Source organism: Streptomyces sp. NPDC056486 (assembly GCF_042795295.1).
Taxonomy (GTDB): Bacteria; Actinomycetota; Actinomycetes; order Streptomycetales; family Streptomycetaceae; genus Streptomyces.
Window position 1 is genome coordinate 31,636 of record NZ_JBHTSF010000002.1, and the last position, 22,669, is coordinate 54,304.

The 22,669-nt window shown below is 70.3% G+C and carries 20 protein-coding genes; 14 read left to right on the forward strand and 6 right to left on the reverse strand.

What is annotated here, in order from left to right:
• The first annotated feature begins 1 nt into the window (after nt 1).
• From ispG to ACFQ7F_RS01395, 5 genes are all read left to right on the forward strand, one after another.
• Entirely contained in the window at nt 2–1,168 is a 1,167-nt protein-coding gene (gene ispG / locus ACFQ7F_RS01375) for a flavodoxin-dependent (E)-4-hydroxy-3-methylbut-2-enyl-diphosphate synthase (protein ID WP_383264314.1), read from the forward strand.
• Nucleotides 1,169–1,193: 25 nt separating this feature from the next.
• Nucleotides 1,194–3,083 (forward strand): 1-deoxy-D-xylulose-5-phosphate synthase, encoded by a 1,890-nt coding sequence (gene dxs, locus ACFQ7F_RS01380; RefSeq protein WP_383264317.1) that lies wholly within the window; start codon nt 1,194–1,196, stop codon nt 3,081–3,083.
• A complete protein-coding gene (locus tag ACFQ7F_RS01385; protein ID WP_383264320.1) occupies nt 3,080–4,465 on the forward strand; it encodes an aspartate aminotransferase family protein in 1,386 nt (461 codons plus the stop codon). The genes dxs and ACFQ7F_RS01385 overlap by 4 nt, the downstream gene beginning before the upstream one ends.
• 74 nt (nt 4,466–4,539) lie before the next feature.
• On the forward strand, nt 4,540–5,181 hold the full coding sequence (locus ACFQ7F_RS01390; protein WP_383264323.1) for a cupin domain-containing protein: 642 nt from the start codon (nt 4,540–4,542) through the stop codon (nt 5,179–5,181).
• A gap of 68 nt (nt 5,182–5,249) precedes the next feature.
• Nucleotides 5,250–5,366 (forward strand): DUF6126 family protein, encoded by a 117-nt coding sequence (locus ACFQ7F_RS01395; RefSeq protein WP_383264833.1) that lies wholly within the window; start codon nt 5,250–5,252, stop codon nt 5,364–5,366.
• A 42-nt stretch (nt 5,367–5,408) separates the two neighbouring features.
• Here ACFQ7F_RS01395 and ACFQ7F_RS01400 read toward each other — a convergent pair whose 3' ends face one another.
• A complete protein-coding gene (locus ACFQ7F_RS01400) occupies nt 5,409–6,215 on the reverse strand; it encodes a tyrosine-protein phosphatase (protein ID WP_383264325.1) in 807 nt (268 codons plus the stop codon).
• A gap of 261 nt (nt 6,216–6,476) precedes the next feature.
• Here ACFQ7F_RS01400 and ACFQ7F_RS01405 point away from each other — a divergent pair, with 261 nt between their 5' ends.
• Nucleotides 6,477–7,295: an SGNH/GDSL hydrolase family protein gene (locus tag ACFQ7F_RS01405; protein WP_383264328.1), complete on the forward strand. Its 819-nt coding sequence runs from the start codon at nt 6,477–6,479 to the stop codon at nt 7,293–7,295.
• A 42-nt stretch (nt 7,296–7,337) separates the two neighbouring features.
• On the opposite strand, the gene ACFQ7F_RS01410 is transcribed toward ACFQ7F_RS01405, so the two are convergent.
• Complete coding sequence (locus tag ACFQ7F_RS01410; RefSeq protein WP_383264331.1) at nt 7,338–7,952, reverse strand: TetR/AcrR family transcriptional regulator; 615 nt, start codon at nt 7,950–7,952, stop codon at nt 7,338–7,340.
• A gap of 71 nt (nt 7,953–8,023) precedes the next feature.
• On the reverse strand, nt 8,024–9,220 hold the full coding sequence (locus ACFQ7F_RS01415) for a Glu/Leu/Phe/Val dehydrogenase dimerization domain-containing protein (RefSeq protein WP_383264334.1): 1,197 nt from the start codon (nt 9,218–9,220) through the stop codon (nt 8,024–8,026).
• Between the two features lie 143 nt (nt 9,221–9,363).
• Here ACFQ7F_RS01415 and ACFQ7F_RS01420 point away from each other — a divergent pair, with 143 nt between their 5' ends.
• A complete protein-coding gene (locus ACFQ7F_RS01420) occupies nt 9,364–10,611 on the forward strand; it encodes an MBL fold metallo-hydrolase (RefSeq protein WP_383264337.1) in 1,248 nt (415 codons plus the stop codon).
• 34 nt (nt 10,612–10,645) lie between these two features.
• On the opposite strand, the gene ACFQ7F_RS01425 is transcribed toward ACFQ7F_RS01420, so the two are convergent.
• Together ACFQ7F_RS01425 and ACFQ7F_RS01430 are read right to left on the reverse strand one after the other, a co-directional pair.
• Entirely contained in the window at nt 10,646–12,202 is a 1,557-nt protein-coding gene (locus tag ACFQ7F_RS01425; protein WP_383264340.1) for a SpoIIE family protein phosphatase, read from the reverse strand.
• Between the two features lie 249 nt (nt 12,203–12,451).
• Nucleotides 12,452–13,000 (reverse strand): YciI family protein, encoded by a 549-nt coding sequence (locus ACFQ7F_RS01430; RefSeq protein WP_383264342.1) that lies wholly within the window; start codon nt 12,998–13,000, stop codon nt 12,452–12,454.
• 292 nt (nt 13,001–13,292) lie between these two features.
• Between ACFQ7F_RS01430 and ACFQ7F_RS01435 the strand changes: the two genes are divergently transcribed.
• From ACFQ7F_RS01435 to ACFQ7F_RS01455, 5 genes are all read left to right on the forward strand, one after another.
• Nucleotides 13,293–15,083, forward strand: coding sequence for an ATP-binding protein (locus tag ACFQ7F_RS01435; protein WP_383264344.1), 1,791 nt, complete (start codon nt 13,293–13,295; stop codon nt 15,081–15,083).
• Nucleotides 15,084–15,150: 67 nt separating this feature from the next.
• Complete coding sequence (locus ACFQ7F_RS01440) at nt 15,151–15,585, forward strand: roadblock/LC7 domain-containing protein (RefSeq protein WP_365855210.1); 435 nt, start codon at nt 15,151–15,153, stop codon at nt 15,583–15,585.
• A gap of 2 nt (nt 15,586–15,587) precedes the next feature.
• Entirely contained in the window at nt 15,588–15,959 is a 372-nt protein-coding gene (locus tag ACFQ7F_RS01445; protein ID WP_383264346.1) for a DUF742 domain-containing protein, read from the forward strand.
• Complete coding sequence (locus ACFQ7F_RS01450; RefSeq protein WP_383264348.1) at nt 15,937–16,533, forward strand: ATP/GTP-binding protein; 597 nt, start codon at nt 15,937–15,939, stop codon at nt 16,531–16,533. The genes ACFQ7F_RS01445 and ACFQ7F_RS01450 overlap by 23 nt, the downstream gene beginning before the upstream one ends.
• On the forward strand, nt 16,530–17,057 hold the full coding sequence (locus ACFQ7F_RS01455; protein WP_383264836.1) for a GAF domain-containing protein: 528 nt from the start codon (nt 16,530–16,532) through the stop codon (nt 17,055–17,057). Before ACFQ7F_RS01450 ends, ACFQ7F_RS01455 begins: the two co-directional genes overlap by 4 nt.
• A gap of 182 nt (nt 17,058–17,239) precedes the next feature.
• On the opposite strand, the gene ACFQ7F_RS01460 is transcribed toward ACFQ7F_RS01455, so the two are convergent.
• Nucleotides 17,240–19,684, reverse strand: a complete 2,445-nt coding sequence (locus ACFQ7F_RS01460; RefSeq protein WP_383264351.1) for a polysaccharide lyase 8 family protein — start codon at nt 19,682–19,684, stop codon at nt 17,240–17,242.
• A 594-nt stretch (nt 19,685–20,278) separates the two neighbouring features.
• Between ACFQ7F_RS01460 and ACFQ7F_RS01465 the strand changes: the two genes are divergently transcribed.
• Both ACFQ7F_RS01465 and tdh read left to right on the forward strand, forming a co-directional pair.
• Complete coding sequence (locus ACFQ7F_RS01465) at nt 20,279–21,466, forward strand: Gfo/Idh/MocA family protein (protein ID WP_383264354.1); 1,188 nt, start codon at nt 20,279–20,281, stop codon at nt 21,464–21,466.
• Between the two features lie 122 nt (nt 21,467–21,588).
• On the forward strand, nt 21,589–22,617 hold the full coding sequence (gene tdh / locus ACFQ7F_RS01470; protein WP_383264357.1) for an L-threonine 3-dehydrogenase: 1,029 nt from the start codon (nt 21,589–21,591) through the stop codon (nt 22,615–22,617).
• Nucleotides 22,618–22,669 lie beyond the last annotated feature (52 nt).

Here is a 22,669-nt window from a genome sequence, read left to right on the forward strand (position 1 = left end):
CATGACCCCTGGAACGCCTGTCGCACTGGGCCTTCCTGAGCTGCCGGTCCGGCCGATCGCCGAGCGTCGCCTCTCGCGGCGCATCGAGGTCGGACCGGTGGCCGTGGGGGGTGGCGCGCCGGTCTCGGTGCAGTCCATGACGACGACGCGTACGTCCGACATCGGGGCGACGCTGCAGCAGATCGCCGAACTCACCGCGTCCGGCTGCCAGATCGTGCGGGTCGCCTGTCCTACGCAGGACGACGCGGACGCGCTTGCGACCATCGCGCGCAAGTCACAGATCCCGGTGATCGCGGACATTCACTTCCAGCCGAAGTACGTCTTCGCCGCCATCGACGCCGGATGCGCCGCGGTCCGTGTGAACCCCGGCAACATCAGGCAGTTCGACGACAAGGTGCGCGAGATCGCGCGGGCCGCGAACGACGCGGGCACGCCGATCCGGATCGGTGTCAACGCGGGCTCCCTGGACGCGCGCCTTCTCGCGAAGTACGGCAAGGCCACTCCGGAGGCCCTGGTCGAGTCCGCGCTGTGGGAGGCGTCGCTCTTTGAGGAGCACGGCTTCCGCGACATCAAGATCTCGGTCAAGCACAACGACCCGGTGGTCATGGTCAACGCCTACCGCCAGCTGGCCGCCGCCAGCGACTACCCCCTGCACCTCGGCGTGACCGAGGCGGGTCCGGCCTTCCAGGGCACGATCAAGTCGGCAGTGGCTTTCGGGGCGTTGCTGAGCGAGGGCATCGGCGACACCATCCGGGTCTCGCTGTCCGCGCCGCCCGCCGAGGAGGTCAAGGTCGGCATCCAGATCCTGGAGTCCCTGAACCTCCGCCAACGGCGCCTGGAGATCGTCTCCTGCCCGTCCTGCGGGCGGGCCCAGGTGGACGTGTACAAGCTGGCCGAAGAGGTCACCGCGGGCCTTGACGGCATGGAAGTGCCGCTGCGCGTCGCGGTGATGGGGTGTGTCGTGAACGGGCCTGGGGAGGCCCGTGAGGCGGATCTCGGCGTCGCGTCCGGCAATGGCAAGGGGCAGATCTTCGTCAAGGGCGAGGTCATCAAGACCGTCCCGGAGTCGAAGATCGTCCAGACGCTCATCGAAGAGGCGATGAAGATCGCCGCACAGATGGAGGGCGACGGCGTCACCTCAGGGATGCCCGACGTCACCGTGAGCTGAGATCAACCAGAGAGGGGGCCCGAGCATGACCATTCTGGAAACCATTCGGGGGCCGCGCGATCTGAAGGCGCTGACCGAGGCCGAGCTCGACGAACTTGCCGAGGAGGTACGGGAGTTCCTGGTGCACGCGGTCGCAAGAACCGGGGGGCATCTCGGGCCCAATCTGGGGGTGGTGGAACTCTCCATCGCCCTCCATCGGGTCTTCGAGTCGCCGCTCGACCGCCTCGTGTGGGACACCGGCCACCAGAGCTACGTCCACAAGCTTCTGACGGGCCGCCAGGACTTTTCCAAGCTGCGCGGCAAGGGCGGCCTCTCCGGCTACCCCTCGCGCGCGGAGTCCGAGCACGACATCGTCGAGAACAGCCACGCGTCGACCGCGCTCGGCTGGGCCGACGGCCTGGCCAAGGCGCGCCAGGTCCTGGGGGAGCGCGGGCATGTCGTCGCCGTCATCGGTGACGGCGCGCTGACCGGTGGCATGGCGTGGGAGGCGCTCAACAACATCGCGGCCGCGAAGAACCGGCCGCTGATCATCGTCGTCAACGACAACGAGCGTTCGTACGCTCCCACCATCGGCGGCCTCGCCAACCACCTCGCCACGCTGCGCACCACCGACAGCTACGAGCAGGTGCTTGCCTGGGGGAAGGACATACTCCAGCGCACACCCGTCGTCGGGCACACCCTGTACGAGTCGCTGCACGGCGCCAAGAAGGGGTTCAAGGACGCCTTCGCGCCGCAGGGCATGTTCGAGGACCTCGGACTCAAGTACGTCGGGCCGATCGACGGGCACGACACCGGAGCCGTCGAGTCGGCACTGCGACGTGCGAAACGCTTCCACGGCCCCGTCATCGTCCACTGCCTCACCGAGAAAGGGCGCGGCTACGAACCCGCGCTCGCGGACGAGGCCGACCGCTTTCATACGGTCGGCGTGATGGACCCGCTGACCTGCGAGCCCCTCGCACCCTCCAACGGGCCCTCCTGGACTTCGGTGTTCGGCGACGAGATCGTACGCATCGGTGCCGAGCGGGACGACGTGGTCGCGATCACCGCGGCCATGCTGGGCCCGGTCGGCCTGACCAAGTTCGCCCAGGCCTATCCCGACCGCGTGTGGGACGTCGGAATCGCGGAACAGCACGCCACGGTGTCGGCGGCCGGGCTCGCGACAGGGGGACTGCATCCCGTCGTCGCCGTCTACGCCACCTTCCTCAACCGGGCCTTCGACCAGCTCCTGATGGACGTCGCACTGCACGAGTGCGGCGTCACCTTCGTCCTCGACCGGGCCGGGGTCACCGGTGTCGACGGCGCCTCGCACAACGGCATGTGGGACATGTCGATCCTCCAGGTCGTGCCGGGCCTCAGGATCGCGGCGCCGCGCGACGCCGACCAACTGCGCACGCAGCTGCGGGAGGCGGTCGCCGTGGACGACGCGCCGACGCTGCTCCGCTTCCCCAAGGAGTCGGTGGGCCCCGCGATACCCGCGGTGGAGCGGATCGGCGGCATGGACGTGCTGAGCCGAGGACCTCAAGACACCGACGCGGACGTGCTGTTGGTGGCGGTCGGCGTGATGGCGCCCGTCTGCCTGCAGGCCGCCGATCTGCTGCGGGAGCGGGGGCTCGGCGTCACCGTGGTCGACCCGCGCTGGGTCAAGCCGGTCGACGCCGAACTGCCCGCCCTCGCCGCAGGGCACCGTGTCGTGGGAATCGTCGAGGACAACAGCAGGGCGGCCGGGGTCGGCGCGGCGGTCGCTCTCGCGCTCGGCGATGCCGAAGTCGACGTACCCGTAAGGCGGTTCGGCATCCCCGAGCAGTTCCTCGCGCACGCCAAGCGGGGCGAGGTGCTCGCGGATCTCGGGCTCACCCCGGTCGAGATCGCGGGGCGGATCAGCGCCACCCTGGCAGCCAAGGAGCACGGAGCATGACCAAGGAGTTCGACCTCGGCAGACTCCTCGCCGAGCGTGGCGCGGAGCGCTACGAACTGCACGCGCGCCACCTGAACCATCAGCTGCCGCGCATGCTGCACACCATCGGCTTCGACAAGGTCTACGAGCGGGCCGAGGGCGCCTACTTCTGGGACGCGGACGGAAACGACTACCTCGACATGCTCGCGGGCTTCGGGGTGATGGGCCTCGGCCGCCACCACCCCGTCGTACGCAAGGCGCTGCACGACGTCCTGGACGCCTCGCTCGCCGACCTGACGCGCTTCGACTGCCAGCCCCTGCCCGGCCTGCTCGCGGAGAAGCTGCTGACCCACAGCCCGCACCTGGACAGGGTGTTCTTCGGCAACAGCGGCACGGAGGCCGTCGAGACCGCGCTGAAGTTCGCTCGGTACGCGACGGGCCGACCGAGGGTGCTGTACTGCACGCACGCCTTCCACGGCCTGACGACGGGCTCGCTCTCGGTCAACGGCGAGTCCGGCTTCCGGGACGGCTTCGCCCCGCTGCTCCCCGACACGGCGATCCCGCTCGGCGACCTTGACGCCCTGCGCAAGGAACTGAAGAAGGGCGACGTGGCCGGGCTCATCCTCGAACCCGTCCAGGGCAAGGGCGTGCACGCGACACCCCCCGGCTATCTGCGCGCCGCCCAGGAGCTGCTCCACCAGCACAAGGCGCTCCTGATCGCCGACGAGGTGCAGACGGGCCTCGGCAGGACCGGCGACTTCTACGCCTACCAGCACGAGGAGGGCGTCGAGCCGGATCTGGTGTGCGTCGCCAAGGCGCTGTCAGGCGGCTATGTGCCGGTGGGCGCGACCCTCGGCAAGGACTGGATCTTCAAGAAGGTCTTCTCGTCCATGGACCGGGTCCTTGTGCACTCGGCGAGCTTCGGGTCCAACGCACAGGCCATGGCGGCCGGGCTCGCCGTCCTGTCCGTCATGGAGAACGAGGAGATCGTCGCGAACGCGCGCGCGATCGGTGAGCTCCTGAAATCACGGCTCGGCGCGCTCGTCGACCGCTATGAGCTGCTGAGCGAGGTGCGCGGCCGGGGCCTGATGGTCGGCATCGAGTTCGGCCGCCCCAAGTCGCTGAAGCTGCGCAGCCGCTGGACGATGCTCCAGGCGGCACGCAAGGGGCTCTTCGCGCAGATGGTCGTCGTGCCACTGCTGCAGAAGCACCGCATCCTGACCCAGGTCTCCGGCGACCATCTGGAGGTCATCAAACTGATCCCGCCGCTGACCGTCGGGGAGAAGGAGGTCGACCGGTTCGTGGAGGCCTTCACCGAGGTGATGGACGAGGCGCACAGCGGGGGCGGCCTCATGTGGGACTTCGGGAAGACACTGGTGAAGCAGGCGGTCGCGAACCGCTGAAGGATCACGACGGACAGTTTTGCCTCTGAGGCAATAAAGTTGCCTCAGAGGTAAGAGCCTGGCTCAATCGACGTATGAGCGATGCCGAGCCCGAACCGGTCGACCCGCAGGACACAGAGGCCCTGCCGGCCGTCGCCCCGCAACTGCGTGAGCTGCGGCGCCGTGCCGCGCTGACGCTGGAGGCCGCGGCCCGCGCCGCCGGGCTCTCGGCCGCCCATCTCTCCCGCCTGGAGACCGGGCAGCGCCAGCCGTCCCTGCCCCTGCTGCTCGCACTCGCCCGTACCTACGGTACGACGGTGTCGGAGCTCCTCGGCGAGACGCCCGCCGACCGGGACGCGATCGTCCGCGCCGCGGACATGGAGCCGACCCGGGCGGGCGGCTGGACCTACTGGCAGGCGGGCGCGCAGGGCCGTGGCATGCAGGCGCTGCGGGTGCACGTACCGCACGGGGCGCAGGGCGACATCGTGCGCGTCCACCCCGGTGAGGAATGGCTGTACGTCCTGAAGGGGCGCCTGCGACTGCGGCTCGGTGACGCCACGTACACGCTCGAACCCGGGGACAGCGCCCACTTCGATTCGCTGACCCCGCACCGGATCGCCGCCGCGGACCACCTCGGCACCGACCTTCTCTTCGTTCACACCCTGCTGCAGAGTCCCGCCACCGCGCTGTGCCTCGGCGGGGCCCCGCACAGCTCCACCATGGGAGACCCGCGATGACGGAACCTGAAGCGCAGCAGCCCGACCGGACGGATCCCGCGGCTGTGCCCGCCAAGAGGAAGATGTCCATGGAGGAGAAGCTCCCCCGCGGACTGTGGATCCGGCTGATCATCTACGTGGCCGTCGGCCACCTCTTCGCGGCCTTCATCTATCTGCTGTTCACCATGGGCGCCCAGAACCAGTAGCAGAACCAGTAGCAGAACCAGTAGGGGAAGCGGCGCGGGGGCTCAGTCCAGGAGGTGCTCGCGTAGCCGCTCGCGTATCTCCGGGGTCACCTTGAGGCCCTCGGCGAGGTAGGTCTCCGTGTCGCCCCAGGTCTGCTCGATCGTCTCGAAGGCGGCGGCCAGATACTCGGCGCGGGCCTCGAAGAGCGGGCTGAGCAGCTGCATGACCTCGGGGGACATGGCGTTCGGGGAGTTGTCGCCGCGGCGCACCTTGTAGCGGCGGTGGGTGGCGTTCGACTCCAGGTAGTCCGCCTCGATGGCGTCGCGCTCGACGCCGACGGCAAGGAGGGTGACGGCTATGGAGAGGCCCGCACGGTCCTTGCCCGCGGCGCAGTGCATCAGCGCGGGCACGCTGTCCGCGGCCATCTCGTGCAGGATGCGGCTGTGTTCGGCGGTGCGGTCCTTGATGATCTCGCGGTACGTGTCGGAGAGGCGCCCCGCGGCCTGCCCGTCGGAGAGGGCCGCGCGCAACTGGTCCAGATCTCCGTCGCGGACCATCGTCCAGAACTCGGCGCCGTGGGCCGGGTCGGTCAGCGGCAGGTTCACGTTGCGGACGCCGGGCAGTTCGACGTCCGGGCCTTCGAGTCGCTGGTCGGCCGCGTTGCGGAAGTCGTAGATCGTGCGCAGGTTCAGGGTGGAGAGGAACGCGGCGTCGGCCGCCGTGGCGTGCGCGAGGTGACCGCTGCGGAAGAGCCGGCCCGGCCGGACCCTGCGGCCGTCCACCGTCGGAAGTCCGCCCACATCACGGAAGTTGCGGACTCCGGTCAGCTCGGGCTCCGACAGCTCTGTCGGCGGGACTTGCTGCGTCACGGGGGCTCCTCCCATGCGGCCGCCGGCGCGACTCGCCGGTGGGGATTGCGGCTTCGACCATACGACATGGGTTCCTGAGGCAATCACTGCCGGTGCATGAGCGTTGCCTCAAAGGTGATGCCCCCTCGACCGCACCCGCTGCCGCACGGTCCGCCGTGTATTCCGGGCTTGAACGAAACTTGACCGGTGGCTTATCTCACCCCCCGTCAACCCCTCCCTACGGTGGCGTAGGTCACTTAGCAAGGTGAAAGATATGACGACGTGAGAGCAGAGTCGACATCCTTCATCCCAGACACATTCACCTCCTACGCAGCGGTCGGCGACAGCTTCACCGAAGGCGTGGGGGACCCCGGTCCTGACGGAACGTTCGTCGGCTGGGCCGACCGCCTCGCCGTCCTGCTCGACGACCGAATGCCGGAGCACACTTTCCAGTACGCCAACCTCGCCGTGCGCGGGAAGCTGCTCGACCAGGTCGTCGCGGACCAGGTGCCCCTGGCCAAGCGGATGGGCCCCGACTTCCTGACGTTCTGCGCGGGCGGCAACGACATCATCCGTCCCGGCACCGACCCGGACGAGGTCGCCGAGCGGTTCGAGCGAGCGGTCGCCGACCTCACGTCGGCGGTCGGCACCGTCATGGTGACCACGGGCTTCGACACCCGCGGGGTGCCGGTCCTCAAGCACCTGCGCGGCAAGATCGCCACGTACAACGGCCACGTACGCGCGATCGCCGACCGCTACGGCTGCCCGGTCCTCGACCTGTGGTCCCTCAAGACCATCCAGGACCGCCGCGCCTGGGACGGCGACCGCCTGCACCTCTCGGCCGAGGGCCACACTCGCGTAGCACTGCGCGCGGCCCAGGTCCTTGGCCTCGAGGTCCCCGCGGACCCGGACCAGCCGTGGCCCCCGGAGCCGCCGCGCGGCACGCTCGAGGTGCGGCGCGACGACATCAACTGGGCGCGCGAGTACCTGGTGCCGTGGTTCGGGCGTCGGCTCAGGGGAGAGTCGTCGGGGGACCACGTGGAGGCCAAGGGCAGCGTGGACCCGTACACCGTCAGGATGCACATCGAGTCGGCGCCCTGAGCGGAGCCTGACCAGCCCCTGACCGGCCCCCGAGGGGGGCCGTCAGCTCGCCGGGGAGGTGGCCGGGAGCAGGCCGAGCTCGCGTGTCAGGGCCTCGTCCACCCAGGCCAGCATGCGGGCGCGGGGCAGCGTGCCCTCGTACGCCGTCGTCTGGACCGCGAGGCCGTCCAGCAGGGCCGTGAGGCGAAGGGCCGTGCTCCGGGGGTCGGGGCAGGTGAACTCGCCTGCTGCGACGCCCTCCTCGATCACCTCCGCCAGTGCCGCCTTCCACTGCTGGTCCAGGTCGCGCGTCACCGTACGCAGCGTGGGCTCGCGCAGTGCCGCGGACCAGCCCTCGATCCAGAGGCGCCAGCCCTTGGCCCGGCCTGTGGGGGCGTACCAGCGGACGGCGGCACGCAGACGGCGCAGGGCCGTGGTGCGGCGGCTCAGGAGGGTGCGGAGATGGGCCAGGTCGCCTTCTGCGGCGTGCGCGAAAGCCGCCGCGACCAGCCTCTCCTTCGTCGAGAAGTGGTACAGGACCAGCGCGTTGCTCACCCCGAGCGCCGCGGCCACGTCCGCGATGCGCACGGCTGCCACGCCGCGCACCTCGATCTGTTCGACGGTGGCGGAAAGCAGTTCCGCCCGCCGTTCCGCCACGCTCAACCGCACTCTCGCCACGCCGGGCAGCCTATCCGCCGCCGGCCCACACGTGTCGATGCCCGTCTGTCCGGCTGTCCGTCTGTGCCTGCTCATGGGTTTGCCCACCAGCCGAATCGCTCCCCGATCACCGGAAGCCGGTCGGCGACCAGCGCGTGGGCGGCCGCGCGCGGCGTCGTGCCGTCCGCCTCCGCCCGGCCCAGGACCACGTCGACCAAGGCCCACATCGAGCGGCGCGTGTGCGCGAAGGCCTCGTCCGCGTCGGCCCCGATGTCACCGAACAGCGTCCACCACCACCAGGCGTTGGTCCCGGAGTTGACCACGACGTCCGGCAGGACGGTGACACCGCGCTCCGCGAGAAGCCGCTCCGCCTCCGGCAGGACCGGCATGTTGGCCGCCTCCGCTATCCAACGGGCCGTGATCCGCGCCTGGTTGACCTCGTCAATCGTGTACGACACGGCGGCGGGGACCAGTATCTCGGCCTCGGTGGACAGCCATGCGTCGCCCGGCAGCTCGCGGTCGCCGGGGCGCAGTGCCGAGCGGTCCACCGTGCCGTGCGCGTCACGGGCGGCGAGCAGCGCCTCCACGTCGAGTCCTGCCGGGTTGGCGATCGTGCCCTTGATGTCGGCGACGGCCACCGTCCTGAGACCCGCGCGCGTGAGGAAGCGGGCGGTCGCGCCGCCCATGGTGCCAAGGCCCTGCACCGCCACGCGCGCGCCCGCGTGTGCGTGGCCCGCACGATCAAGCGCCGCGAGCACCGCTTCGGCGACCCCATGGCCGCCGACCAGCTCGCCGAGGCCGATCCCCTCGACCTCCACGGCGAACGCGTCCGCCAGGCGTGCGCGGGCCGCCGCCTCGTCGTCCAGGAGCGGGTAGACGGCCTGGACGGAAGAGATCAAGCCTGCTTCCGTCGCCGCATCGTCGACCAGCTCCTGGGTCAGGCCCAGGTCCTCGCCGGTGGTCCAGGAGCTCTCGATGTACGGACGCACCGCCCTCAGATAGCGCACCAGGACGTCGTACGCCTCCGGGGCGCGCGGATCGCAGTCGATGCCGCCTTTGGCGCCGCCGAGCGGTATGTAGCGGGCGCTCGGGTCGTAGTGCAGGGCCTCCTTCATGGTCATCCCACGGGCAAGCCCCGCGACCTCGTCGAGGGTGCAGCCGGGGCGCATCCGCAGGCCGCCGCTGCAGACACCCCGTACGAGGCGGTCGATGACCAGGAAGCCCCGGTGGCCGGTGATGTGGTCGGTCCAGGTGAGGGAGAGCAGGGGAGCTGCGGGAACTGAGGGCATGGAGCGCACTCCTACTGAATGGGGAATCAGTATGAGTACATCACGCACGGGCGGGCACGTGGCCGGTGCGGGCCCCTCCGGACGACCGTTGCCGGAGGCGGTGCACATAATGGAGATCTGACCTACCCATTTCAGGAGGCGCTGTGTCCCGTTCGCTGAGCTCTGGGCTCCGCTCGCTCAGGACCGCCCCCTTCGGTGCGGATCCGGCCGGTGAGCGGCTCGCGAGGATCCACAGATCACCGAACTTCGCCGACGGGTCCTTCCAGAACCCCGAGGGGGCGCGGACCCGGCCCACCGGTTCCTCGCTCGAGTTCGCGAAGATCTACTTCCGCAAGGAGGAGCGGATTCGGCGCGGCCCATCGGGCACCGTTCCCGTGCATCCCACGACCCTCGCCGACCTCGCCGAGCCTCCGGTCAGCGGATTGCGGATCACCTGGATGGGGCACTCCAGCGTGCTCGCCGAGATCGACGGGCAGCGGGTGCTCTTCGACCCGGTCTGGGGTGAGCGCTGCTCTCCCTTCTCCTGGGTCGGGCCCAAGCGGCTGCACCCCGTGCCGGTGCCGCTCGCCGCGCTCGGCCCGGTGGACGTCGTGGTGATCTCGCACGATCACTACGACCACCTCGACATGCCCACCATCCGGGCCCTGGCCGGCACGGACACGGTGTTCGCGGTGCCGCTCGGCGTCGGCGCCCATCTGGAGCGCTGGGGCGTCCCCGCCGACCGGCTGCGCGAGCTCGACTGGAACGAGGCCACGAAGGTGGCGGGCCTGACCCTGACGGCGACGCCCGCGCGCCACTTCTGCGGACGCGGCCTGCGCAACCAGCAGCACACCCTCTGGGCGTCCTGGGTCGTCACGGGATCCGAGCACCGCATCTACCACAGCGGGGACACCGGCTACTTCAGCGGTTTCAAGGACATCGGGGCGGAGCACGGCCCGTTCGACGTCACGATGATCCAGATCGGCGCGTACAGCGAGTTCTGGCCCGACATCCACATGACGCCCGAGGAAGGGGTGCGCGCGCACCTGGACCTCCAGGGCGGGCGGACCGACGGTGTGATGCTGCCGATCCACTGGGGCACGTTCAACCTCGCACCGCACCCGTGGTCCGCGCCGGGCGAGGGCACACTCGCCGCGGCGGGCCGCGCGGGGGCGAGGGTCGCGCTGCCCGTCCCGGGAGAGCCGTTCGAGCCCGCGTCGGACTCCGCTCCCACACAGCCGTGGTGGCGCGGCGTCGCGATCGAGCCGGAGGGCGGGTGGACCCGTCCGGAGGACATCGCCGCAGGTACCGAGCGAGCCGAGGCCGCCGACCGCAGTGAGCGTCCGGAGGGCGCAGACGGTGCAGAGGGCACGGAGGGCACCGGGGAGCCCGAGGCGGCGCGCGTCGGCTGACCGACCCGGAGCCGTGTGAGCCGTGTCGGCCCTGTCAGCCGGGCGCGGGCGTCAGGGCCGACCGGCCGGCGCCCTGGCCCGCCGCCGCGATGAGCATGGTGAACCAGACGGTCTTTCCGCTGGTGGTGGGCCGGGTGCCCCAGGCGTCGGCGAGGGCTTCGACCAGGCACAGGCCGCGGCCGTCCTCCTCCGTGCTCTCGGCGAGCCGGGCCCGGGGCCGCGGCGTGCTGTGGTCGGTGATCTCCACGCCCAGTTCGCGGACGCTGTGCCATACCCGCAGATTCAGGGGCCCCCGCGCATGGCGGAACGCGTTGGTCAGGAGTTCCGAGGCCAGCAGCAGCGCCGTGTCGGCCTGTGCGGTGAGCCCCCACTCCTGGAGCTTCGCCCGCAGGAACCGTCGTCCGGCCGGGATCGAGACCGCCTCGCACTCAAGGCCCGTGTCCGCGGTGGCCAGCGGCGCCGTGGGGAAACTGACGAGCAGCAGGGTCACGTCGTCGGCGTACGTGTTCGTGTCCGGAAGCAGCGTGTGCAGGACGCGGTCGGCGGCGCTCTCCAGGCCACCGGCGCTGGCGACGGCGTCCTCCAGCATGCTGGTCACCAGCTTCAGGCGGAGGTCGATGTCGCTGCTCGACGTCTCCACAAGACCGTCGGTGTAGAGGGTCAGGATCGTCCCGGCCCGCAGCGGCAGACGGACCTGCTGGTGCGGCACACCGCCCACCCCTAGGGGGATGCCGGTCGGCACCGGCAGCTCGCGGACCCTCGCGTCCGGTTCGATGAGGAGAACCGGCAGGTGACCGGCCGAACATACGGTCATCTCGCCCTGGGCCGGGTCTGCCTCCAGATAGACGCAGGTGACGAACGGCTCGGGCAGATCACGGGTGAAGGCGTCGAGTGTCTGCATCACTTCGCACGGCGGGAGGCCCGCGAGGGCCAGGGCGCGGGCCGCCGAGCGCAACTGCCCCATGACCACGGCCGCGTTCAGACCGCGCCCCATCACGTCCCCGACGAAGACCCCGACCCGCCCGGCACCCAGGTCGATCAGGTCGAACCAGTCCCCGCCGACCCCCTGCCCCTGGGTCGACGGCAGATAGCGGCTGGCCGCCTGCGCACCGGGAATCTGCCGGGCGTTCCCCATCAGGTTGAGGGCCAGCGAGATCTGCCGCTGCTGCGCGTGCAACTCGGTGAGCTCCGCCTCGGCCGTCTTGCGTTCGGTGATGTCGCGCATGAGCGAGCAGACGGCGGTGATGGATCCGTCGTGCGTGCGGATCGGCCACAGGGTCACGTCGATGTCCAGGACGCGGCCGCCGCTGGTCGTCCTGCGGGTCTCGTAGTGCTCGATCCGCTCGCCGCGGGCGATCTGCTCGAGCAGGCAGGCTTCCTCGTCCTTGAGATCGGGTGGCATGAGCATGCCGACGTGGTGGCCGATGGCCTCTTTGGACGTGTATCCGTAGAGCCGTTGCGCTGCCGCGTTCCAGAAGGTGATCTCCCCGTCGAGGGTCTTCATGAGGATCGCGTCCTGCGAGGATTCGACCAACTCCCGGAAGAACCCCGGCTGGCTTCCTGCGCCCCGCAGCTTTTCCACTGACATCATTGATGCCTCGCTTCACCTGACGTATCCGCACCCGGGCAGAGAACCGCGTCCTCCGCACCGCCGCACGTCCACGTCGTCCATCACCTGTTGTGATGACGGATGTTGCAGCACATCGGAGATCGCCTTCAGGGTTCTGCCGGTATTTCACTGATACGGATTCGCAGTTGTCCTTTGTCCGCGATATCCCGGTGTACCGGATGTCATATTGAGAATTTCGGTCGCGTCAGGAACGTCGGGCGTCCTGTCGGTTCACCGCCGCCCGCCGAACTCCCAGTCGTGGACCTCGATGTCGGCGTACCGGTCCGGGGTCAGGACGGCGCGTGCGGTGTCCGGGTCAGGGGACCGGACCAGTGCGGCCGTGCCCAGCCATAGGGTGTCGTCGTCGGACAGGAGCGGCCCGTACGCGATCAGTTCGTCCCGGCCGGGCGGCACGTCGAGGTCGGCCGGCTTTCCCGATCCGAGGCCGATGACCAGATACCGGTTGCCACCCTCTTTGCCACCGGGGAAGTCCCACATGGTGCGGCCGAGGAGGTTGCGCCACCTGCGCAGCAGTACGTCCCGGTACGCACCCGCCTGGTAGTTGGGCTCGTCGAAGGCGAACGCGCGGGCGGCGGCGGGGTTCGGCAGGTCGACGATGTGCACGCTGCCGGTTGGCGTCTCGCCGTCAGCGGCGAACGTCGGGCCGCGTGCGATCAGTTCCTTCGCGTACTGGTCCATGTACGACCAGTGGTCCTCGATGAGGTCCTCGCGCAACGTGAGGGAGCCGGGCCGGTCACGGTGGTAGCAGAAGAATTCCATGCCACGGACTCTCGTCCAGCGGACACCGGATTTTCAACGGAATTCGGCGAACTGGCGTCCGAGGGCCGTATTCGGACGACCGTGCGACGTGTCATACCAGAGCGGGACGCCGGGTGCCGGACTTTGGCAACTGACCCCCGCACTTCACGCGTTGGTGACTACCGTGAGTGTCCGCCGGTCGACGCAGGGATCATGACAGCGATCACGTCTGTGCCCTCCCGACCGGTACGGCGATGCCGCGAAGCCACGCGTCGCGCGCCCGTCGGAGCCCGCACCCTGACCGAGGACGCTGATGTCTCACCTTCGTGCACCGGCCGCCCGCGCAGACCGCCGTGAGGGCGGTCGGCACGGCAGGCCCGGGAGCCGATCCGCCACACTGCTGCCCGAGGCCCGGATACGGCCCCAGCTCCTGCGCATCGCCGTGCTTCCGGCCGTCGCGGTGGTGCTCTGCGCCGGTGCCGCCGTCCTTTTCATCGTCCGGTCGGCCCCCGGCCCGCTCGACCCCGCGCTCCTTGTCATCCTCGCCGCCGCCGGGGCCATCAGCCTCGCCAGCGTCGTGATCGCCGCCGTCGCCGCCGACCGCACCGCCACCTCCGTACGCGACCGCGTCGGCACCCTGCGACGCACCACCGCGCGCGGACAGGCCGAACTGCGCGAAGTCGTCGAGAAGCTGCGCCGCGGCGACGGTCCGCCCCCGCGCCGGGCGCCGGTCAGATCCGCACAGGACGGCGACGAGTTCGGGCTGCTGGCCGATGAACTTTCCCGGGCCCAGGACGTCGCCGTCACCGCCGTCGTGCAGGCCTCGCAGCTCTCCAGCCACGCGGGCAGCGAACAGAAGGTCGAGGTCTTCGTCAATCTGGCCCGGCGGCTGCAGTCCCTCGTGCACCGCGAGATCTCGATCCTCGACGACCTGGAGAACGAGGTCGAGGACCCGGAGCTCCTCAAGGGCCTCTTCCACGTCGACCATCTGGCCACCCGCATCCGCAGGCACGCCGAGAACCTCGCCGTGCTCGGCGGCGCCATCTCGCGCCGCCAGTGGAGCAACCCGGTCTCCATGACCGAGGTGCTCCGCTCGGCCATCGCGGAGGTCGAGCAGTACTCACGGGTCAAGCTCGTGCCGCCGATCGCCGGCACCCTGCGCGGTCACGCCGTCGCCGACGTCATCCACCTCCTCGCCGAACTCGTCGAGAACGCCACGGTGTTCTCCGCCCCGCACACCCAGGTCCTGCTGCGCGCCAACCTGGTGACGGCCGGGCTCGCCGTCGAGGTCGAGGACCGCGGGCTCGGCATGCCCCTGACCGAGCAGAACAAGATGAACCACCTGCTCACCGACCCCGACCAGGTCAACGTCGCGAGCCTCCTCCAGGACGGGCGGATCGGCCTCTACGTGGTCTCGGCGCTCGCCCGCAGACACGGCATCGCGGTCCGCCTCCAGACCAACATCTACGGAGGCGTGCAGGCCGTACTGATCCTGCCGCAGGGCCTGTTGGGCACCGAGCCGCAGGACGAGCCCGCCGCCGCGGGACGACCGCAGCGGGCCCCGCAGGTCGCGCCGCCGGTCGCCCCCGACGGCGTACGAGAAGTGGCACAGGTACCCGCGGTGGCGCCGCACCCGGAACCGGTGCCCGCGGTGCGGCAGCCGCAGCGGGACGCGCCGCCGAGGGCGCCGCAGGAACCCGTGGTGAACGCTCCCGCGGTGAACGGCTCCGCGCCCGCCCCGCTGCCCGTGCGGGGCAGGGAGGGCAGGCCGACCCCGGCCGAAGCCGTGCCGGGGATCCGGCCGGAAGACCGGCAGGCAGCGGCCGAGCACGCCGGGACCGCGCCGACACCCCTCAACGGCGCCGTGCACGGCCGGGTGGGAAAGCCCCGGCTGCCCAAGCGGCGGGCCCAGGAACACATCGCGCCCCAGCTGCGGGACGGTCCTTCGCCCCGCCCGGAGAGCGAACACCACATCGGTCACGACCCGGGCCTGATGGCCGCCTTCCAGCGCGGCATCGGACTCGCCGCCGCACAGGAGATGCGTGACCCGGCGCCCGGACCCGACATCAACGCCCCCCGTGACGGAGGCGACCAGGGTGGCTGAACCGCACCACCCCGCAAGCCCCACGTCTGCCCCGGCAGACCCTCGTACCCCAAGGAGTCGATCCACCATGGCCAGCGATGCGCCGACCGGGCAGGTATCCGACCTCGACTGGCTGATGAGCGGACTCGTACAGCGCGTGCCGCACACCCACAGCGCGGTCCTGCTCTCGTCCGACGGACTCGTGAAGTCGGTCCACGGCCTCGACCCGGACAGCGCCGACCACATGGCGGCCCTCGCGTCCGGGCTCTACTCACTGGGGCGCAGTGCCGGCATCCGGTTCGGCGACGGCGGGGACGTGCGCCAGGTCGTCGTGGAACTCGACTCCACCCTCCTGTTCGTCTCGACGGCGGGCTCGGGCACCTGTCTGGCGGTGCTCGCCGGGCGCGACGCGGACGCGGCGGTGCTCGGCTACGAAATGGCGATGCTGGTCAAGAGCGTGCGCCCCTACCTCATGACGGCTCCCCGGCAGCTCGCCGGCGAACCCGCTCCGATGAGGCATTGAGCGTGGCGGCCCCGCACGACGGGCCATGGCTCGACGAATCCGCCGGACGGCTCGTCCGTCCCTACACGGTCAGTGACGGACGGACCCGTCCGACCGCCCAACTGGACCTCCTGACCCAGGTGATGGCCACCGGAGGATCGGTCATCGGCTACCTGGGCCCTGAGCACTCGGCGGCGCTCGGGCTCTGCGCGGCACCCACATCGGTCGCGGAGATCGCGGCGCAGCTGAAGCTGCCCGCGGTCGTGACCAAGGTGCTGCTCTCCGATCTCGTCGACTGCGGGGCGCTCACCCTGAGAGCCCCGGACTTCTACCACAACCCCACCGACCGGTCCCTGTTGGAGGCAGTGCTCGATGGACTACGACGACAGCTCTGACCCCTTCCCCACCGCCCTGAAGATCCTGGTCGCAGGAGGCTTCGGGGTCGGCAAGACGACCTTTGTGGGCGCGGTGAGCGAGATCTCGCCGCTGAGCACGGAGGAGCTCCTCACCACGGTCAGCGAGGGCACCGACGATCTGTCGGGTGTCGAGAACAAGACCACGACGACCGTGGCCATGGACTTCGGGCGCATCACCCTCGATCCGGAGCATGTGCTCTATCTCTTCGGAACGCCCGGCCAGGAACGTTTCTGGTTCATGTGGGACGAACTCTCCGAAGGCGCGCTCGGCGCGGTGGTCCTCGCCGACACCCGCCGTCTCGAGGACTGCTTCGCGGCCGTGGACTTCTTCGAGCAGCGCGGCATGGGATTCATCGTCGCCATCAACGAATTCGACGGTGGTCACCGCTATGAGCCCGAAGAGGTACGTTCCGCCATCGACCTGCATCCGCAGGTGCCCGTCGTGCGGTGCGACGCGCGGATCTCCAGCTCGGGCATCGCGACCCTCCTCACCCTCGTCAAACACCTCCTCGCCCACGCCCCGGCCGCCCCGAGCTACGGAGCCCACACCTGATGTACGACTCGACCGCGCACCTGCTGCTCACTCCCGTCGACAAGGAGGCGCCGAGCCGGGTGCGGCGGTTGCACAGGCTCGGCATAGGACTCCGTCCCGACCTCGCCTTCGACGCCTTCGCCGACAGGCTCGCCGCGGTCACGGGCGCGCCGTACTCCATGGTCAACTTCATCGACGAGGAACGGCAGTTCTTCGCGGGACTGCACACCCCGGACGGTACGGCGAGCCGCTACATGGAGCGCGATCACGGGTACTGCCCGCATGTGGTCGTGCGGCGCAAGGCCCTGGTCCTGGAGGACGTCCGCGACTATCCGCGCTTCGCGGGGAACCCGGTGGTCGACGAGATCGGGATCCGCTCCTATCTGGGCGCGCCGCTCATCGACCGCACGGGCATCGCGCTCGGCACGGTCTGCGTCGTGGACGTCGAGCCCCGGCCCTGGGGCAGGGCGGGTCTGGAGACGATCAAGGCGATGGCGGCGGAGCTGATCGAGCAGATTCACCGCCGGGAGGACGGCGGGATCTGACTCCCGCACTGACTCATGCTCCTGCCCTGACTCATACCCCTTCGCCGGGCATCCGGGCGTCGCCGGCATCCACGTCACGCTCGTCGTTCTGTCCCAGGACACCGTCCGGCCGTCGGCGTTGAGGGAGTCCATCACGTGCACGGTGGAGGGCGACACCGTCGCCCTTCTTCGGCATGGGTGAATCAGCGCAGGTGGGCGGTGTGCGTATGGCCGCGCGAGCCCGCGACGCGGACGGTGACGAGCGCGCGGCGGCCCGGGGTGACGGTGACCGTGTCATCGGCGCGGACCACCTTCCGTACGGGGAAGGGCAGTTCCAGGGTGACCGTCGTACCCGTGCGGCCCGGGTCGGCCACGGCAAGGGATATGCCGTCGCCGCCGCGTCGGGCGAGCACGGTGCAGGGGCCCGATGCCGTCATCCCGGCCGCGCTGCCCGGCTGCCAGAAGTGCGCGGCGACGAGGCCGTGGCGGCGTGCCTCGACGGCCTGCGCGGTGGCGTTGTTGGCGACGACGCGGACCGGCCGCGAGAGGGACCAGGCGGCGGTCGCGGTGGCGCTCGCGCCGGGGAGGAGGACATAGGCGTACGAGGACGCGGCGGGGGAGACGCCGTGGTCGAGCCAGAGGGTCAGATAGCGGCGGGTGACCGGATTCGTGCTGCCTCCGGTGTCCGCGCCGGTGTTGATCTCCCGCCAAGTGCCGGTCCGCTCCTCGCGCAGGGCGTGCAGGCGGGCGGGGCGCTCGGAGCGGTCATCGGGGCCCGCGGGGAAGACATAGCCGCCGGTACCGTCGAGATGGGCCCAGCGGGCGCCGGGCAGGGACGCCGACCAGCCCGTGCGGGAGGGCTGGCGCCGGGCGTCGACCGTGAGCCGCGGCGCCCCGTCCTCGTACAGGTTCCGGTTCTCGACGACCGTCTCGACGGTCCGGCCGTCGCTCGCGGTGATGTCCGCGCCCAGGGCGACGACCGCGTTGTCGAGGAAGAACCACGCCTTCCTCGCCCGCAGTGTGCTGCCGTCGGCCATGAGCTCCATCGCGGCGGCGCCGTACGTGCCGTCGAGCACCGCACCGCCCGCGACGGCGTTCTTCGGAAGGTAGGTCCCCGTGCCACCGCCCGAGCCGATGTCGGCTCGCGTACGGGTGTCCACGGTGGTGCCCGGCAGGCGGTACGGATCGACCGTCGCCCAGAAGCCGTCCCCGAACTGCCCCAGGTCGTCGCCGTCGTAGAGATAGGCCATGCCGTCGCCGGTGTACCAGCCGTGCAGGTTCTCGCCGTTGCCCGCCTCGTACGCGGCGATGCGCTTCGACGAGAGCGAGAGCGTGAGCGCCCAGCCGGGGCGCCGGTGCACCACCCGGTCCATGTCAGCGAAGGCGAAGTGCCCGGTGAGCCGGTCGGTGACCGGTACGGCGGAATCGTCGAGGACGGTCTTGGCGCGGGCGAGTGCCGGGACGCCCACCAGGCTCAGGTACGGATGGGTCTTGTTGCGGCGGATCCACCCTTTGGCCAGCGCGCGCCAGCGTTCGGCGTACGCGGCCGGGGCTCCGTCCGCCAGCTGCAGGATGTTGGTGAGGGCTGCCGCGCCGTCCTTGTGGTCCGGTGCCTTCTCGCGGGATGTCGCGCGCCCGCGCAGCGCGTCCATCATCAGACCGTCGAAGACCACCGGCGAGAACGTCCGGTCCACCGCCTCGTACAGAACGGACGTCTTCGGGTCGGTGACGGCCCACTCGGAGTCCGCGAGCAGCGCGATCAGCTGTCCCGCGCTGCCGAGCAGGACACTGCCGTACGTCCCCGTGTACGCGACGGAGCCGTGCTGCACGAACGACCCGTCCTCGTAGAACCCGTCGCCCGAAGTGACGTACGTGAACAGGCTGTTCCTGCCCTTGTCCCGGACGTCGGACAGACCGTCGCGGGCAAGGGCCAGCGTGGCCGCGTCCTTCGCCACAAGTCCGCGCAGCGCCACGATGACGGCCTTGTCGGCGCGGTTGGCGCCCGTCTCAGCCAGGGTCGGTGCGTTGGTGCGGCGGTCCGGGTCCGGGCAGAACTTCGCCACCGTGGAGACGTACTTCGTCAGGTCGGCCGCGGGGATCTTCTCCCGCAGCAGCACGCAGGTGTCCATCAGGGCGCGGGGCGCGCCGATCTCCCAGAACCACCAGTTGCCGGACTCGGGGAGCCCGGTGTTGTAGGCGCCGGCGTGCAGGAAGCGCAGGGCGTCGAGCAGGGCGTCCGCCGCCTCGGCGCTCTCGCTGAGGGAGGTGCCGGGCGTGGCCCAGGCCGTCGCTATCGTGCGCAGGCGGGTGTAGCTCTGGCCGAAGTTGCCCGGGTCCTTCACCGGGGAGAGGTCGGCCCACAGGGCGCTGCGCCCCGCGGACCGGTCCAAGTCGCGCCACCAGCCGGACGCCTGGGTGTCCAGGACCTTGAGCGCCGCCGCGAAGTCCGGGTCGGTCGCGTCGAACGCGCCGCCGGTGAGCTGGGCCGCCGCGTGGGCGAGCAGCGTGTCGTACGGGTCCGCGTCCACGTCCGATGCGCTCCAGGCCGTACCGCCCGCGGCCAGCGGCACGAAGGCGGATGCGGCGCTCGCGGCGAGGATCGTGCGGCGTCGTGGTCCGGGGGCGGAGCCGGAGTGGGGCGTGCGCATGGGGAACTCCCGTGAGGCGTCGGGGCGTCGGGGGCGTCAGGGCATGGGGTGGCGTGGAGTGGAGTGGGGTGCCTGAGTGATCCCGCGACAGCATGTAAGCGGTTGCTATGACGCGCAAGAGGGCCGGGAATCTTTCTATGTTCTTTCTGTCCGGCGTGGGTCTATGTGGTGGGTGTCAGTGGGTTCACCGGCTATATCTGGGGTGTTGACGCTGGCAGTAAGCGATTACTACGTTGCGGCCCCATGCCTGAGAACAGGATCCGAACCGTACGTGCTCGCAGTACCCGGACCGCCCGTGCCGCGACGGCGTTGTCGATGAAGTCCTGCGTTGAGGCGAACTCGCCGACGGACCCTACGAGATGAGCGAGCCGCTGAAGCTGGGCGCGGCCGACTCCGGGCGCGACGGGCACACCGTCACCTGGACCGCCGATGTCCCCGAAAGCCCACACTCCTCGACACGGACGCGGAAGCCGGATACATAAGGATCAAGCTCTCCGGGACGGGACGCGTGGCGCTCGCCCATGTGCTCGTCCATCCGTCACGTACGTAGGCAACACCCGAAGTCTCATAGATATCTGTACGGAAAGGCACACCATGACCGACCTCCGTCTCGGCGTCCTCGGCTACGGCCTGCGCGGTTCGCTGGCCCGCACCGCACACCGGCCCGGCGAGGGCCACCGCGTCACCGCGCTCGCCGACCACGACGTCACCGCGCGGACGGAGGCGGCCGTGGCCTTCCCCGGCGCCCTGATATCCACCGATCACCGCAAGGTCATCGAGGATCCGGACATCGACGCCGTCGTGATCCTCACCCCCGACCACACCCACGCGCAGCTCGCCTGCGAGGCGCTGCGCGCGAAGAAGCCCGTCTTCGTGGAGAAGCCCCTCGACATCGGCATCGAGGCCTGCGACGAGATCCTGCGGACCGCGTACGAGACGGGAACCCGCCTCTACGTAGGCCACAACATGCGCCACATGCCCGTGGTCAGGCTGATGCGCGACATCATCGGGCGCGGTGACATCGGCGAGGTCAAGACGGTCTGGGTGCGCCACTTCGTCGCCTACGGAGGCGACTGGTACTTCAAGGACTGGCACGCCGAACGGCAGAACACCACCGGCCTGTTGCTCCAGAAGGCCGCCCACGACATCGATGTCCTGCACTGGCTCGCCGACGGCTACACCCGCCAGGTGCAGGCGCTCGGCGACCTCATGGTCTACGGGGACAATCCGCACCGCCGCGAGCCGGGCGAGCCGAAGACGGACGACTGGTACACCGAGGACGGCCACTGGCCGCCGAACACCCAGCGCGACCTCAACCCGGTGATCGACGTGGAGGACGTCTCCCTGGTCAACATGCGCCTCGACAACGGGGTTCTCGCCTCCTACCAGCAGTGCCACTTCACGCCCGACTACTGGCGCAACTACACCGTCATCGGGGACGCGGGCCGCCTGGAGAACTTCGGCGACGGCCCCGGGGGAGTGGTCAAGGTCTGGAACACGAAGCGCTCGACCTACCGCCCCGACGCCGACGCCGAGTACCCGGTGCCGGATGCCGAGGACGAGGGCGGGCACGGCGGATCCGACCCGCTGCTCATCGAGGAGTTCGTCCGTTTCGCACGCGAGGGAGGGCGCACCGACACCTCTCCGGTCGCCGCCCGGATGGCCGTCGCGGCGGGCGTGCGCGCGACGCAGTCGCTGCGGGACGGGGGTACGCCGCGGGAGGTGCCGGTCCTCGATCCGGAACTCATCGCGTACTTCGAGGGGGGTCAGACCCGGGCCTGAACGAGGGGCCTGAAGGAAAGCTGCGGCGGCGCTTAAGAAATCCTCGATGGACCGGGGCGCCGCCGTAGGGAAGATTCCTGTGTCGTCGGTGGAACAAGCGACGTACGACAGGAGCCGCTGCGTTGAAGGCGCTGGTCAAGGAGAAAGCGGAGCCGGGTCTCCGGCTGATGGACGTGCCGGAGCCGGTGATCGGCAACGGAGACGTCCTGATCAAGGTGCTGCGCACCGGGATCTGCGGCACCGATCTGCACATCCGGGCCTGGGACGGCTGGGCGCAGCAGGCGATCGAGGCGCCGCTCGTCGTCGGGCACGAGTTCGTCGGCGAGGTCGTCGGGACCGGGCGTGACGTCGCGGACATCAAGATCGGCGACCGGGTCAGCGGCGAGGGCCACCTGGTCTGCGGCAAGTGCCGCAACTGCCAGGCGGGCCGCCGCCACCTGTGCCGCGCGACGGTGGGCCTGGGCGTCGGCAGGGACGGGGCGTTCGCGGAGTTCGTCGCGCTGCCCGCCGCCAATGTGTGGGTGCACCGCGTCCCCGTGGACCTCGACGTGGCCGCGATCTTCGACCCGTTCGGCAACGCGGTGCACACCGCACTGTCCTTCCCGCTGGTCGGCGAGGACGTACTGATCACCGGGGCGGGGCCGATCGGCCTGATGGCGGTGGCCGTGGCTCGCCACGCGGGCGCCCGCAACGTCGTCGTCACGGACGTCAGCGAGGAGCGCCTCGAGCTCGCCCGCAAGGTCGGCGCGAGCCTGGCGCTGAACGTCGCCGAGACCTCGATCGCCGACGGCCAGCGCGAACTGGGCCTGCGTGAGGGCTTCGACGTCGGCCTGGAGATGTCCGGCAACCCCGTCGCGATGCGCGACATGCTCGCCAACATGACGCACGGCGGCAAGATCGCCATGCTCGGTCTGCCGGCCGAGGAATTCGCCGTCGACTGGTCCCGGATCGTCACCTCCATGATCACGATCAAGGGCATCTACGGCCGCGAGATGTTCGAGACCTGGTATTCCATGTCGGTGCTGCTCGAAGGCGGCCTCGACCTCGCCCCCGTGATCACGGGCCGCTACGGCCACCGTGACTTCGAGGCGGCCTTCGACGACGCGGCGAGCGGCCGCGGCGGCAAGATCATCCTCGACTGGACCTCCTGAAACCCGACCGTCCCTGCCGTCCCGACCGCCTCAGCTGCTGAAGGAATCAAGC

Bases quoted from the DNA above. Each gene is read 5' to 3' on its own strand.
- ispG (WP_383264314.1), top strand. From the start codon at position 2: ATGACCCCTGGAACGCCTGTCGCACTGGGCCTTCCTGAGCTGCCGGTC.
- ACFQ7F_RS01385 (WP_383264320.1), top strand. From the start codon at position 3,080: ATGACCAAGGAGTTCGACCTCGGCAGACTCCTCGCCGAGCGTGGCGCG.
- ACFQ7F_RS01435 (WP_383264344.1), top strand. From the start codon at position 13,293: ATGTCTCACCTTCGTGCACCGGCCGCCCGCGCAGACCGCCGTGAGGGC.
- ACFQ7F_RS01460 (WP_383264351.1), bottom strand. From the start codon at position 19,684: ATGCGCACGCCCCACTCCGGCTCCGCCCCCGGACCACGACGCCGCACG.
- ACFQ7F_RS01390 (WP_383264323.1), top strand. From the start codon at position 4,540: ATGAGCGATGCCGAGCCCGAACCGGTCGACCCGCAGGACACAGAGGCC.
- ACFQ7F_RS01395 (WP_383264833.1), top strand. From the start codon at position 5,250: ATGGAGGAGAAGCTCCCCCGCGGACTGTGGATCCGGCTGATCATCTAC.
- ACFQ7F_RS01465 (WP_383264354.1), top strand. From the start codon at position 20,279: ATGACCGACCTCCGTCTCGGCGTCCTCGGCTACGGCCTGCGCGGTTCG.
- ACFQ7F_RS01415 (WP_383264334.1), bottom strand. From the start codon at position 9,220: ATGCCCTCAGTTCCCGCAGCTCCCCTGCTCTCCCTCACCTGGACCGAC.
- ACFQ7F_RS01450 (WP_383264348.1), top strand. From the start codon at position 15,937: ATGGACTACGACGACAGCTCTGACCCCTTCCCCACCGCCCTGAAGATC.
- ACFQ7F_RS01425 (WP_383264340.1), bottom strand. From the start codon at position 12,202: ATGATGTCAGTGGAAAAGCTGCGGGGCGCAGGAAGCCAGCCGGGGTTC.
- dxs (WP_383264317.1), top strand. From the start codon at position 1,194: ATGACCATTCTGGAAACCATTCGGGGGCCGCGCGATCTGAAGGCGCTG.
- ACFQ7F_RS01430 (WP_383264342.1), bottom strand. From the start codon at position 13,000: ATGGAATTCTTCTGCTACCACCGTGACCGGCCCGGCTCCCTCACGTTG.
- ACFQ7F_RS01440 (WP_365855210.1), top strand. From the start codon at position 15,151: ATGGCCAGCGATGCGCCGACCGGGCAGGTATCCGACCTCGACTGGCTG.